Below are 13,130 nucleotides of genomic sequence, written 5' to 3'. Positions count from 1 at the left end.
CGCGGCTCGCTTCGGGCAACGGCGCGGAGGTCTCGAGGCCGGCGCCTTGCCCGCTTCAATGATCGACCCACAAGCTGCACAGGAACGATTCTTTGCCAGGCAAATCCACCCAGCGCGCCAACAACGACGTTCTGCAGTTCGCACCGAATTACACGGCCTACGTGCTACCTCCGGATGTTGTCTGCCTCTATTCCGAAGATCGAAAGTTCTTTCTCCATGGCGAGCTCTATTGCACGCTGGCGTCGGCAATCGGTGCAAATGGATGCAGCGTCGCCAAGCTCACGGACAAGCTCGGGCGAAAGTTTCCGGCCGACAAGATCAATGAAGCCATCAAGCGACTGCTCGACCGCCGCTATGTGATCGCGAAATCGCCAGGTCCCGGCGCCGCCGCGGCGGGGCTTTGGGCGAGCCTGGGCCTTCCCGACGCGATGGCCGAACAAAACCTTCACAACTGCCGCGTTCGACTTGAGACGATCGACGTCAAGGGCGCGGCCGAATTGAGCAAGGCACTGCAGGAGCTGGGCGTCCGCGTGGTCAAGACATCGCCCGACCTCACGGTTACGTTGGTGAACGACTATCTCGATCGGCGGCTCGCCGAACGCAACCTGCAGCGCGTGTCCGACGGATCAGCCTGGTTGCTGGTGCAGCCCTCCGGGGTATTTCCCCTGGTCGGCCCAACGTTCAACCCGGGCGAGACCGCGTGCTGGACCTGCCTGTACGACCGGATGATCCGCAACCGCGAGGTCAAGGGCTTCCTTGATCGCGGCGCGGCGCGGCGGGTCGCGGTCTCTGCGCTCGCACAGCACACCGTTGGACAGAGCGCCATCCACTTTGCGGCGATTGAAGTCGCCAAGGCGATCGCGAGCGGCTTCCGCACCGATCTGCGCAATCACATCGTCAGTCTCGACCTGCTGGGCTCGACCATTGCAAAGCACTACGTGGCAGCCCGCCCGCAATGCCCAACCTGCGGCAACAAGAAACTGCAAAACCCGCGGCGGTCACCACAACCGGTCGAATTGGGACCCGGCGCCAAGCTGGTCATGACCAGTGGCGGCTATCGCACCGTCTCGTCCCGCACCACGGTGGCGCGGTTCAAGAAGCATGTCAGCCCCCTCACCGGTGTGGTGACGCGGCTGGAGCGGATCGAAGTCGATCTGCCGATGAACACCAATTTCTATGCCCAACATAACTTCTCCGCGCCGGCGCAGAACGTGGATCAGCTTCGCGCCGGGCTGAGCGGCGGCAGTTTCGGCAAGGGCAGCACGGCCGAGCAAGGCGAGGCCAGCGCGCTGATGGAAGCAATCGAGCGATACTCGGGAATTTTCCAGGGTGATGAGATCCGGGCCCGAAAACGTTTCGCCGACTTCCCCCCTGGCGACGCAATCCGTCCCAACGACATCCTGCTCTTCAGCGACGAGCAATACCGCGGCAGCGCCGTGCCGAATCCCAACGACTCACACCACACCCAGCCCGCCCCCGAGCCGTTTGATCCGTCCGCGAAAATCGAATGGTCACCCGTCTGGTCGTTGCGCGACAAGCGGTTCAGGCAGATTCCGACCAGCCTGCTGTATTTCTTCTATCAGGGTCCGGCGGCCTTCGCCGCTGATTCCAACGGCTGCGCTGCCGGCAATACCCGCGAGGAAGCCATCGTGCAGGGCTTCCTCGAATTGATCGAGCGCGACGCCTATGCGATCTGGTGGTACAACCGGTCGCAACGCGCTGCGGTCGATCTGAACCAGTTCGACGATTCCTACGTCCGCGATCTGAAGACCCAACTCGAGGAATCGGGCCGGCGGCTCTGGGTGCTGGATATCACCAGCGATCTCGGCGTCCCGACCTATGTCGCGATCGTGCACTGGATGCAGAGCGGTCAGGAAAACATCGAGTTTGGCTCGGGCGCTCACTTCGATCCGCGTATCGCGTTGCTGCGGTCGTTGACCGAGTTGAATCAGTTCCTCTCCATCGGTCTGATGGGTGGTGGCAGCGGCGAGAAGCCGAGTCTCGATGGCGTCAATCCGCTGCGGCTCGACGAATATCCGTTCCTGATTCCAAGTGCCAATCCCGTCATTCCGCCGGCCGCCGCGACAGACGTGGCGCTCGACAACACCCGTGCACAGGTGGATGCCTGCGTTGATATCGCGGCCCGCGCGGGTCTCGACTTCCTGATTCTCGACCAGACGCGACCGGACGTCGAGGTTCCGGTGGTCCGGGTCATCGTTCCCGGGATGCGCCATTTCTATCGCCGCTTCGCGCCGGGGCGGCTCTATGATGTGCCCGTCAAGCTCGGATTGCGCGATCGGCCATCGCTGGAAAGCGAGTTGACGCCATTTCTCCCGCACACTTGAGGTGATACCGGCGTGCGCGCGCCCAGCAAAATGTACGAGAAAAAGAAATCGGCACGCACCACGCCGCCGGTTGTCTTCGTTCGGCTCAACCCGCTCGTCGCGCTCGAAGCGCAACCTGACGGGAGTATAGCGGCCCATGTCGAAGGCTATTCGGAGCCTCTGGGAACGTTCAGCGCAGCCGCAGCGGAACGCGCCCTCGAACTGCAGGCAGGCCTGCCACTCCCTCGCTCTGAAGGCGATGCGGTCGAGCGAGAGGTCGAGCGCCTGATGCGGCAATTGGCACGCCGCGGCCTGCTGGAATATCGCCTGGCGCGTACGGGCGACGCTAATGATCTCGTCACGATCGAGCCGCAGACCCCTGATTACTGGCCGCGAACGCCAAAGCTCGACGATGCGGCAACAATCGTGCTGTCACGCTTCGCCTATCTTCGGCGGCGCGGCACCGAGATGATTCTGGAATCACCGCGGGCCGGCGCATTGTTGAGGATCCATGATGCGCGGATTGCGGCCCTGCTGACCATCCTTGCCACTCCTCAGAAGATCAGCCGCATCCGGCGTCTGGATGGCTATCCTGGCCCTGCATTACTTGCGCTGCTGCTGGACTGCCAAATCCTGATCGAGGTCGACGCGGCACAACGCGATACGCTGCGAAAGGCGGAAGGCGATGACGGCCTCGTGCTCTGGGATTTTCACGACTTGCTGTTCCATGCCCGCAGCACAGAAGGCCGACAGGCTAATCCGCTGGGTGGCCTCTATCCGCACACCGGACTGATTGCGCCGCTCCCCGCGATCCGACCTGCCTGGCCCGGTAAGAGCATCAAGCTGCCGGAATCCAACCGCATCGCCTCGTCGCTGGAACAACTGCTGCATGACAGGCATTCGACTCGCGATTTCGACAATCACAAGCCTATCACGTTGGCTGAACTTTCGGCGTTCCTGAACAGCGTCGCGCGGGTCCGGGCGAAATGGAGCGGGCAGCTGGAGTTTGCCGATGATGGTCCCGATATCGAATATACCAGCAGGCCGTATCCGGCAGCGGGCAGCGCCTACGAGCTTGAGCTCTATCTGGCCGTCGCGAATTGCGACGGCCTGACGCCAGGTTTCTATCACTACGACGCCGATGCGCATGCGTTGGCGGCCATCGACGTTCGCCCACAACAATTCGAGGCCATGTTGCAAAGCGCGGGATTTGCCATGGACGCGCCGTCTCCACCGCAGATCCTGATCACGATCGCCGCGCGATTTGGCCGAATCTCTTGGAAGTACAGCGCCATCGCCTATGCGCTCATCCTGAAGGATGTCGGCGTCCTGACCCAAACGCTGTACCTGGTGGCGACGGATTTGGGCCTCGGCGGCTGTGCGATCGGCACCACCAATATTGATCTGTTCGCGAAGATGACCGGGCTCGACATTTACGTCGAGGGACCGGTCGGCCAGTTCGGGCTGGGGCGCGGCATGGAACCGCCTCCTGCCGGATAGTCCTCGATCCGCCGCGACAAGCTTGCCTGGAGGACCGTGATCAGCCGCCGCGGCTGCCGTCCTGGGTGGTCGAGGAGACGATGGTGGCGACGTCGCCGAACGTCGTCATCACGGGCGTGACGACCTTGTGCATGGCGGTCTTCGACACCAGCGTGTCGTGCAGCACGAGGTTGTCGATCCCGGTGGTAAGGAAGCAGTTCACCGCATCCTGCGGCGTCTCGATGATCGGCTCGCCCTTGACGTTGAACGAGGTGTTGATCAGCACCGGCACACCGGTCAGCGCCTCGAACTCCTTCAGCAGGCGATAGAGCACCGGGTTGGTTTCCTCCCGCACGCTCTGCACCCGCGCCGAACCGTCGACATGCACGATCGCCGGAATCTTGTCCCGCCATTCGGGGCGCACCGGCTTGGCGATCAGCATGTAGGGTGAGTCCTCCTCGCCCTCGAAGATCTCCTTCATCCGCTCGGCCAGCACGATCGGCGCGAACGGGCGGAAGGCCTGGCGGTGCTTGACGCGGCTGTTGAGGATGTCCTTCATCTCGGCCTTGCGCGGATCGGCAATCAGGCTGCGGTTGCCGAGCGCGCGGGGACCGAATTCTGAGGGGCCCTGAAACCAGCCGATCACGCGCTGGTCGGCGAGCAGCTTCGCGGTGTCGCGGCAGATGTTGTCGCTGCGCTTTGCGTCGACCTGGATGCGCACCAGGAAGCTTTGCAGCGCGGCCGCGACCTCGGCGTCGCTGTAGCGCCGGCCGACATAGGCATGCTCCATCACGAAGGCGCGGCGCTGCTTCAGAATCTCGAGCCAGCCGTAATAGGCGCAGCCGATGGCGATGCCGTCGTCGCCGGCGGCGGGCTGGATCCAGACGTTCTCGAAGCCGGCCTCGCGCGCGATGCGTCCGTTGGCCACGCAGTTCAGCGCGACGCCGCCCGCGATGCAGAGGTTCTTCGCACCGGTGGTCTCGCGCAGCCAGCGCGCCCGCGCCAGCAGCACGTTCTCGGTGTCGTCCTGCACCCGCCAGGCGATGTCCTCCCAGTGCCGCATCGTCGGGCTCTTGTCCCAGCTGCCGCTGTCGAGCACGAAGGGTTGCTGGTTCTCGGCGCCCCAGAACGGCACGTGCAGCCTGCCATCCTTCATCTCGAGCAGATGGCCGACCTGCTCGTGGCGGCCATAGGGTGCCAGCCCCATCAGCTCGCCGCACTTGTTCCAGTCGCCGAACACATAGGTCGAGACCCGGCTGTACAGCGCGCCGAGACCCGGCATGTTGTAGAACTCGTCCGACAAGAGACCGCGCGCCGGCTCCATCCAGACCTTCTTCAGGCATGCGAGCCTGGTATCGTCGAACCTGTAGTAACTTTCGGACTCGCGGGCGAGCGGCGAGGTCCCATCCTGCGGATAGGTTTCCATCGCGTCGGCCTGATAATTGCCGACGCCGTCGACGATCATCACGACGCCGTCCCTGAACGGCGACACCGCGAACGCGCTATAGGCATGCGCAAGGTGATGCGAGATCGACACCACCTTGTCGGACTTCGAGCGAAACAGCGGATGCTTGATCGCCTCATTGCGCTCGGCGATCGGTAGGAAGCCCGGCATGTCCTGGTGGAGCATCCGCTCCTCCATCTCGGACACCGGCAGGATGTAGCTGTTGCGCACCACGAGATCGACGTCGTCGAGCGTGATGCCCTCGGCGGACAGGCAGTAGTCGATGACCTCCTTGTAGAAGCCGGAGGCGTGCTTCTCGCGGGTGATGCGCTCCTTGGAGATCGCATAGGCGATCGCGCCGTCACGCAGCAGGCAGGCGCTCACGTCATGGTCGTAGACGTTGAGACCAAGGACGTAGGTGTGTTGTTTCGGCATGGGCACTCTTCGGGGAGGATTCTGAAACGCTCAGAGAACATGATCGTGTCGACTTCAAGTTCTCGACGGCATTTTCCGCGGCTCGCAAATCTCTGCTTCTGCGATGCACAAATCACATCGGCGCAATGCAAGATGAACAGAATGAACGGTGGATGAACGACAAGATGAGTGTAGCAACCACATCATCCTTTGCAGGCGGGAACGTAACTTGACCTTACCTGTTGGTCTCAATAGAGTCGTTAAAGCTCGCAAGAACCTTAGTGAAAATATTGTCTTAGCATACTCGAACCGGATGCCGGTGTCGCGCGTCCAAGCGAGACAGCCAGCATCAGTTCAGATGCTTGGAAGTGACTGGAGATCTTCGGAATGACTAAACGGTACAATATCCTGACTCGTTGCCTCGCAGCAGTCGCTTTGTTGTTCGTCTATGTCGCAAGCACCTCTGCCATCCTGGTCGGTGCCACCACGTCTTCCGCGCAAGCGCAATGGCGCGGACGCGGTTATGGCTGGGGTCGCGGCCGCGGATGGGGCTATGGTCGCGGATATTATGGCCGTGGCTATGGCTACTACGGCGGTTACGTCGGTCCCCGCTGCTGGTGGACCCCGCGTGGTGTTCGCGTCTGCCGGTACTAACAACCGCATAAGCGATATTGCCGGCACAAGCGATATTGGAGACATAAATCAGGTGCGTCGGTTCCGGCGCACCTGATTTTCTTTTGGGGCTTCATTCACCCGCTGGCGCTTGGCTCACCTGCGGCACGCAAGAAAGAGCCCCGGGAGACGCCGGGGCTCTAGTCACGGGAGAGAACGCTTCAGAAAATCGGGACGCGAGGACGAGCCGCCGGCCCGATCACCCAATGCATCTACGACGTGCATCAGAGCAGATTCGTCTGCCTCAGGCTGTAGCCGTGCCGCAACAATCTAGCGGAATGAACAGCCTGTCCACCGGTTCCCCAACCGGGCGAAAACCCGATAGCGACTAGCCGTCGAGGATCGCAACCGCCCTCGTCCACCCCGCCGACGCGCGCTCGATCTTCACCGGGAAGCACGACACCATGAACCCGGTCGACGGCAGTTGCTCGAGATTGTGCAGCTTCTCGATGTGGCAGTAGCCGATGTGGCGTCCGGCCTTGTGCCCTTCCCAGATCAGGCTGGCGTCCCTGGTCTCGGCATATCGCTTCGCGGTGAAGACGAACGGCGCATCCCAGCTCCAGCCGTCGATGCCGGCCAGCCGCACACCACGCTCGAGCAGATACATCGTCGCCTCATAGCCCATGCCGCAGCCCGAATTGACGTAATCGGCCTGACCGTATTTCGCGCCGGCGCTGGTGTTGACGACGACGATCTCGAGCGGCGACAGCGTATGGCCGATCCGCTTCAGCTCGGCTTCGACATCGCCTGCGGTCGCGACGTAGCCGTCAGGCAGATGGCGGAAGTCGAGCTTGACGCCCGGCTGAAAGCACCATTCCAGCGGCACCTCGTCGATGGTCCACGAGCGTTCGCCGCGGTTCATGGTCGGATGGAAATGCCAGGGCGCATCGAGATGCGTGCCGTTGTGCGTGGAGAGCGAGACCTGCTCGACGGCCCAGCCCTGCCCGTCAGGCAGATCAGCAGCCTTCAGCCCATCGAAGAACTGCAGCATGCGCGGCAGCCCTTGCTGGTGGTCGATATACTGGATGGTCGGGTGATTGCCCGGCGGATCGGCCGGAACGTCGTTCTGCAAGGGAACCGAGATATCGATCAGTCTGGGCGCCATGGTGCTTCCTCGCGGATTGGTCTTGTCAGGCCGAACCAACCTGCCAGTCCGCGCGCACCATCGGCAAGCCACATCCGCTCGAGATCGGGCACGGTCTGCTCCGGTTGCGACAGTGGCAAGGCGCCGCAACGTTGAACCTATTTCACGCGCGGACGACCCATGGGCACTGGGGATTTCAGGGCCCAGTATTCGGCGACGCCGTCTGGACGACCCATATTCCGTCCAGGCGGCGTTGTTGCGTCAGGCAGGACATCCCGGTCGAAGCGTGGTTACCCGTGCCAGAACGCTGTTCACGCACAGAGAGCCACAGAAACAATCCGTGTCCTCATGTCGGGCGGATTGCTGGTGGTGTTGCCACGGCGATACAGAGATACCCTTACAACGATGCTAACCCACCTGCATCTGAATCAAGACGGGGTTGCGTCGTGTCGGGATTTGATCACTGGAACGGTGCAAATAGAGCTTACGCGTTCGCCGAAACGCCACATCTGCGCGATGAGCAGCAGCAGTTTGACCGCTATCACAAATTCGACGACGCCATCTTGCGACCGTCGGAGAGTGGCTCAAGAACCGTGATCTTGGATCGCTACAACCCACCGACTCGTTGATCTGGTCAGCACCCGGGCGGCTGAAGTTGCGAGGAGCGGAGCGCGGGGCTTCGGCTAGCAAATCAACAAAGATCGCATCGTTTTGAGCGACCATGATGCCAGCGATTGCTTCTAATCCAGTCGGCATTCGCTTCGTCGGTCGCAGCTGCTCAACAAGATCGGCGAGTTCGGTGGCCGGATCGGTAAGTTCGACGGACTTGTCCAAGACGCCGCCCTCTTCCTTCCTTCCATGCTCTTCCCAGACGCAAAATCTGGGACGTAAGAGGCCTCGAAAAACCTATCAAGTCCTTGAATTAAATGGTCGGGGCAGCTGGATTCGAACCAACGACCTGCAGTACCCAAAACTGCCGCGCTACCAGGCTGCGCTATACCCCGACATTTCCGAGAAGCCCCGTGGATACACGCTTCAGCCAGCGCCAGCAAGGCGCCGGTGCGGGACTTCCGACTGGGACATCGGCAACGGTTTCCCGCCCAGAAACCGTTGAGAACAGAGAGCTAGTGGCCGCCGAACAAGGGGTGGCCGACCCGGTCGCCGGGCTGGATGCCGTATTTCTGCGCGGTGCCGGCAATCACCTCGAGGACGCCCCTGGCGAGCCCCCGCGACGGAATGATCTTGGTCGACATCGGCTCGGTGTTTTCGGCGATCCGCAGGATGCGGCCGTCGGCGCGGATGAAGATCATGTCGAGCGAGATGTAGGTGTTCTTCATCCACATCGACACTTCCTGCTCCGGCGTGAAGTCGAACAGCATGCCTTTGCCGTCCGCGAGCTCCTTCCGGTACATCAGGCCGGTCTCCTTCTCCTGCTCGGTGGTCGCCATTTCGACGGAGAAGACGTGCACGCCTGACTTGGTGACGATCTCGAGCGGCTGGACGCTGGCAGCCTGCGCGGCCGGGGCCAGCAGCGCGCCGAACATCATGATGAGGGAGGCCAACAGCCACGGGCGAAGCCGCCCAACCATGCGATCGAAATCCATCGACAAATACTCACACCGGGGAAGATTTTCCGGCGGACCCTAACCCGATGATTGCGGCAAATGCCAGAGCCCTGGCGGCTCGCCGGCGGCTCACGTTTCCGTCAGGGAGTCCAGCGCGGGGCTCAGTGCGACGACAGCGCCGACGGACCGGTCTCCGGGTGGATCTCGGCAGCCATCATGCCCTTGGAGCCGGGCCCGAACCGCACCAGCACGTACTGGCCGGGGCGCAGCTCGGTCATGCCGAAGCGGCGCAGCGTCTCCATGTGCACGAAGATGTCGGGCGTGCCCTCCCCGCAAGTCACGAAGCCGAAGCCGCGCAGCCGGTTGAACCACTTGACCTGTGCACGCTCGAGCCCGCTGGTCGCGGTCACGGTGACATGGGTTCGCGGCGGCAGCATCTGCGCCGGATGGATCGCGGTCGACTCGTCCATCGAGACGATGCGGAAGGCCTGGTAACCCTTCGCGCGTTGCACGCACTCGACGACGAGCCGCGCGCCCTCATAGGCGGTCTGATGGCCGTCGCGCCGCAGCACCGTCACGTGCAGCAGGATGTCGGGCCAGCCATTGTCGGGGACGATGAAGCCGTAGCCTTTCGAGGCGTCGAACCATTTGATGACGCCGGAGACTTCGACGAGGTTGGCCGCGGCGTCGCCGAGACCGGAGAAGGCATCGATCGCCGGATCGCGCGGCGCGCTGCCGTACTCGCCTTGTGCAATCCTGCTTTGCCCAACTCCGCCTATCGGCGGTCCGCCGAGCTTCTTGGACTCAAATCCGTCCGACCCCATGACCCCGGACCCCACACATCAAATGCAGAGCGCCGACGTTGCGGCGCACCCTGTACACGCTGCTCTCCATGACCAACTCACTTGGACAAATCATCTGGACGCTGCGCGAATCTCTCAACCAAAAGATAACACTCCCGCTTGCCGGGCATAGCTAAAAAACGATTCTTGCGGGAACTATGAACAGGCTTGCACAGCCGCGAATCAATCAGGCGTCAATAGCCTACGAATGGACCAAGCGTGTCGCCGATGTCATGCCGGATCACCAGGTCGGCGATGTCGTCCTGATCGGTCGGCTCATTGTTGATGATCACGAGCCGCGCGCCGCTCTCCTTCGCCATCATCGGAAAGCCTGCGGCGGGCCAGACCACCAGCGATGACCCGATCGCCAGGAACAGGTCGCAGCGCCTTGCGAGTTCCGCCGCGCGACGCATCGCATCTTCGGGCATCGACTGCCCAAACGAGATCGTCGCGGTCTTCACCGGATCGCCGCACTCCGCGCAGTCGGGCGCACCACCGGTGTTGTCGAAGTGCAGCTTCACCCACGCGAGGTCGTAGTCCTTGCCGCAACCGATGCAGCGGGCGTAGGTGGTATTGCCGTGCAGCTCGATGACGTCATCGGCCTTGAAGCCCGACGCCTGATGCAGATTGTCGATGTTTTGGGTGATGATGCCGGGAACCTTGCCTGCCCGGTAGAGCGACGCGAGCGCGCGATGCCCGCGCCCCGGCTTGGCGGCCGCAAATGTCGGTTCCATCGCGAAGCGCCGGCGCCATGACTCCTCACGCGCTTCCTGACTGGCCACGAACTCGTCGAACGGGATCGGCCGGTTGCGCGTCCACAGCCCGCCAGGCGAGCGGAAGTCGGGAATGCCGCACTCGGTGGAGATACCCGCCCCGGTGAAGGGCACGATCGACGATGCCTCGGCAATCATGTTGCCGAGCCGCTCGACGCCGCTGCGCAGATCTTTTGCAATCACTGGGAATGATCCGGTTGGCCGGCCGCGACTATAGCATAGCCGGCGCGATTGCGAGCTCAACCGTCACGCGAGCGATCGGCGGTGAGGCCGCGGCGATCGGGTTGCGTTGGCGACCTGCTCCGCCGGTGCGTCAGCCTCGTCGCTCTTCGGCTGCCTCTTCCGCTGCCTTGGCTTCATCACAATCCTGCAAAGTCTGCTCCGCATTGACGCCCAATTCACTGATGCCAATGCGCGGCGGGGATAGGACCATGACGAAGAGGATGGGCAATGGCCGATCAGAAAGACAGTGCCGCGCGCGAGCGCGAAGAGATCGTCGCACGCGTTGCCAGCTTCCGCGCGACGCAGCAGAAGTTCGAGCGCGATCGCCAGGAATATTACGACAACACGCTCGGCAATGTCTGGGGTGGATTGCAGCGCAAGAGCGCTTGATGTCGCGCCGACCGCGTGCGCTCAACGGACGATCACACCGCGAGCCACAGGCAACCCGAACGCACGTCCGCGCGATCGCACCATGACGCGCAATTGAGAAAGCCCGGAGCGGTGTTGCTCCGGGCTGATCTCAGTTACCAATAATGGCGGTAGTAATGGTGCCGGTAGTACGGACCGCGATAATAGGCGTAGCCGGGATCGCCGTAGTAACCGTAGCGCGGGCCATCATAGTAGCCGGGCCCGTAGTAGCGTGGGCCATACGCATACGCGCCGGCCGCACCCGCGGCGAGTGCGCCGGCGGCCAGACCGAACGCCAGGCCAGGGCCGATACCGCGCGCTTGCGCTGGCGCGCTGACCATCGTTGCGCCCACCGTCGCTACCGTCGCCAAAACTGCCAATGTCCTCTTCATGGACAACCTCCTCACGTGGTGATGTGCACCAACGCGGGCGCAAATGGATGGTTGCAGCAAAACGCCCCTTCGGGTTCCGCAGCCATGCGATAGCGCAAAGCTAGCATCGGTTAGTGCCGGAACAAAAACACAACCTCAATGATTAGCTTTGCCGTGAGCGAGGTTGGCATCGATGCCGGCGTGGATGGAACTGCTGCTGAATGTGATGGGCTTTGCCGGCTTTATTTCGCGATGTATCACAAGCATCCGAATGGGAAGCTGCCGGACTGAGCGCCGGGCGCGGCTCGGCTTGCCGATTCCAGTTTGATTTCCGCTCTAGTTTGATTTCCGCGCCTCTCCCGCCGTGCGGACCAGCCGGTCCGCCTTCACGAGCGCCTTGCCACTCTCCGGCTGCGGCCGAAGCCAGAAGCTGATCGCGACAAAGGCGGAACAGAGCAGCAAGCCCACCACGATCACGCGCCGGTGAGTCGGTCTGTCAGCGCTATGGAACGATGGCATCATGGCTGTCACCTGCAACAATCCCTACCGCAATCACAGGTGGTGACAACGCAATGCTGCCCTTAACCTAACCAGGTAGGGTTAGCGGTGGCCCGGTAAGGCGGCGTTGGAAGGCCTCAGGCCGACATCCACAACGATATCCCGCGCTTGTCCGCAGCAAATCCACAGCCGCGCCAGGTCGATTTGCCGAACAGAATGCGAAGCTTGCTGCGCACTCGTCCACAGCCTTGCCGCAATCAGGCGTCGGCCAGCCGTTTCAGGGTTGCCTGGAAGCTCAGGCTGCGGGTTCCAACCAGCACGGTTCCGAACACTTCGGCCTGGTCACCGCTGAAGGTGCCGGAAAATCCGCTCGTCACCTCCTGGCCGGCGAACAGCGGCCGGGTGGACGGATCGGAAAAGGGGGAATGCTGGTTGGTCCTGAGATGCCCCTTCCAGGTGCCCTCGCCGGCCGTGTAGGCCCCGATCGACCAGAAATGCGGCCCGCCACCGATCAGCAGACCATCGCGCAGGATCAGGACGCCGCTGTCGCGGCCCCGCACGCCGTCCATCATATGGATATGGATCGAATAGAGCCCGTTCCTCATCGATCGCGCCGTCCGGTCCCAAAGGCCCGCAGTATGGCGCCAAGCAGGGCGGCAGGCGAGCGGGGCCAATACCGCCCGGCCGCCGATTCGAACCGAAAGCGCGGGTCCAGGCGCTTACAAATCGTTAAGAAAGCCCTGACAGGGTTCGACGGCCGGAGGGAGAGAGCCATGCTCATTTACCCCGTACCTGTCGAAGTGACGCAAGCCAGAGTGCAGCTCGTCGTCGATCAAACGGCGAAGCAGCAGCCGCGCATCATCAGCGAGGATGTGCTCGACGTCTTCGCCGCCAAGAACAAGGCCGACCGCGATGCCGTCGAGACCATTCTCGACATCAAGGTGTGAGATCGCGACCGGCCAACGACGTTTGCATCGCACACGCGACGGCGGCCGCCGGCGCATGTCGCGCGCGATCCGGGGACCCACCGCCAG

13 protein-coding genes and 1 tRNA gene are annotated in these 13,130 nt (G+C 62.6%); 4 read left to right on the top strand and 10 right to left on the bottom strand.

Annotated elements, in window-relative coordinates; translation table 11 throughout:
• Window positions 1–92: 92 nt before the first annotated feature.
• Together H8B02_RS15380 and H8B02_RS15375 are read left to right on the top strand one after the other, a co-directional pair.
• A complete protein-coding gene (locus H8B02_RS15380; protein ID WP_229167011.1) occupies window positions 93–2,345 on the top strand; it encodes a TOMM precursor leader peptide-binding protein in 2,253 nt (750 codons plus the stop codon).
• Window positions 2,346–2,357: 12 nt separating this feature from the next.
• Window positions 2,358–3,824 (top strand): SagB/ThcOx family dehydrogenase, encoded by a 1,467-nt coding sequence (locus H8B02_RS15375; protein ID WP_229167010.1) that lies wholly within the window; start codon window positions 2,358–2,360, stop codon window positions 3,822–3,824.
• A gap of 40 nt (window positions 3,825–3,864) precedes the next feature.
• On the opposite strand, the gene H8B02_RS15370 is transcribed toward H8B02_RS15375, so the two are convergent.
• The 7 genes from H8B02_RS15370 to H8B02_RS15340 all read right to left on the bottom strand — a co-directional run bounded on the left by H8B02_RS15370 (window position 3,865) and on the right by H8B02_RS15340 (window position 10,780).
• Window positions 3,865–5,682, bottom strand: coding sequence for a carbamoyltransferase family protein (locus tag H8B02_RS15370; RefSeq protein ID WP_229167009.1), 1,818 nt, complete (start codon window positions 5,680–5,682; stop codon window positions 3,865–3,867).
• Window positions 5,683–6,661: 979 nt separating this feature from the next.
• Entirely contained in the window at window positions 6,662–7,438 is a 777-nt protein-coding gene (locus H8B02_RS15365) for a cyclase family protein (RefSeq protein WP_229167008.1), read from the bottom strand.
• A 387-nt stretch (window positions 7,439–7,825) separates the two neighbouring features.
• A complete protein-coding gene (locus tag H8B02_RS15360) occupies window positions 7,826–8,251 on the bottom strand; it encodes a hypothetical protein (protein ID WP_229167007.1) in 426 nt (141 codons plus the stop codon).
• A gap of 93 nt (window positions 8,252–8,344) precedes the next feature.
• Window positions 8,345–8,421 (bottom strand) — tRNA-Pro (locus H8B02_RS15355).
• A gap of 120 nt (window positions 8,422–8,541) precedes the next feature.
• Window positions 8,542–9,021: a DUF192 domain-containing protein gene (locus H8B02_RS15350; protein ID WP_229167006.1), complete on the bottom strand. Its 480-nt coding sequence runs from the start codon at window positions 9,019–9,021 to the stop codon at window positions 8,542–8,544.
• Window positions 9,022–9,143: 122 nt separating this feature from the next.
• Window positions 9,144–9,806 (bottom strand): cold-shock protein, encoded by a 663-nt coding sequence (locus H8B02_RS15345; RefSeq protein WP_092113928.1) that lies wholly within the window; start codon window positions 9,804–9,806, stop codon window positions 9,144–9,146.
• A 212-nt stretch (window positions 9,807–10,018) separates the two neighbouring features.
• Window positions 10,019–10,780 carry an SIR2 family NAD-dependent protein deacylase gene (locus H8B02_RS15340; protein WP_229167005.1) on the bottom strand — a complete coding sequence of 254 codons (762 nt, stop codon included), beginning with the start codon at window positions 10,778–10,780 and terminating at the stop codon, window positions 10,019–10,021.
• A gap of 267 nt (window positions 10,781–11,047) precedes the next feature.
• Here H8B02_RS15340 and H8B02_RS15335 point away from each other — a divergent pair, with 267 nt between their 5' ends.
• Window positions 11,048–11,209: a hypothetical protein gene (locus tag H8B02_RS15335; RefSeq protein WP_229167004.1), complete on the top strand. Its 162-nt coding sequence runs from the start codon at window positions 11,048–11,050 to the stop codon at window positions 11,207–11,209.
• Between the two features lie 134 nt (window positions 11,210–11,343).
• On the opposite strand, the gene H8B02_RS15330 is transcribed toward H8B02_RS15335, so the two are convergent.
• The 3 genes from H8B02_RS15330 to H8B02_RS15320 form a co-directional block, all read right to left on the bottom strand.
• Window positions 11,344–11,619 carry a hypothetical protein gene (locus H8B02_RS15330; protein ID WP_229167003.1) on the bottom strand — a complete coding sequence of 92 codons (276 nt, stop codon included), beginning with the start codon at window positions 11,617–11,619 and terminating at the stop codon, window positions 11,344–11,346.
• A 315-nt stretch (window positions 11,620–11,934) separates the two neighbouring features.
• Window positions 11,935–12,120 carry a hypothetical protein gene (locus H8B02_RS15325; RefSeq protein ID WP_229167002.1) on the bottom strand — a complete coding sequence of 62 codons (186 nt, stop codon included), beginning with the start codon at window positions 12,118–12,120 and terminating at the stop codon, window positions 11,935–11,937.
• Window positions 12,121–12,353: 233 nt separating this feature from the next.
• Window positions 12,354–12,701 (bottom strand): GrlR family regulatory protein, encoded by a 348-nt coding sequence (locus H8B02_RS15320; protein ID WP_229167001.1) that lies wholly within the window; start codon window positions 12,699–12,701, stop codon window positions 12,354–12,356.
• Between the two features lie 168 nt (window positions 12,702–12,869).
• On the opposite strand from H8B02_RS15320, the gene H8B02_RS15315 reads away from it, so the two are divergent.
• Window positions 12,870–13,043 carry a hypothetical protein gene (locus H8B02_RS15315; protein ID WP_229167000.1) on the top strand — a complete coding sequence of 58 codons (174 nt, stop codon included), beginning with the start codon at window positions 12,870–12,872 and terminating at the stop codon, window positions 13,041–13,043.
• Window positions 13,044–13,130 lie beyond the last annotated feature (87 nt).

It is taken from the genome of Bradyrhizobium altum (assembly GCF_020889705.1).
GTDB lineage: Bacteria > Pseudomonadota > Alphaproteobacteria > Rhizobiales > Xanthobacteraceae > Bradyrhizobium > Bradyrhizobium altum.
Note: the sequence above shows the minus strand (reverse complement) of the source record. Positions and strands in the feature narration are given on the sequence as shown.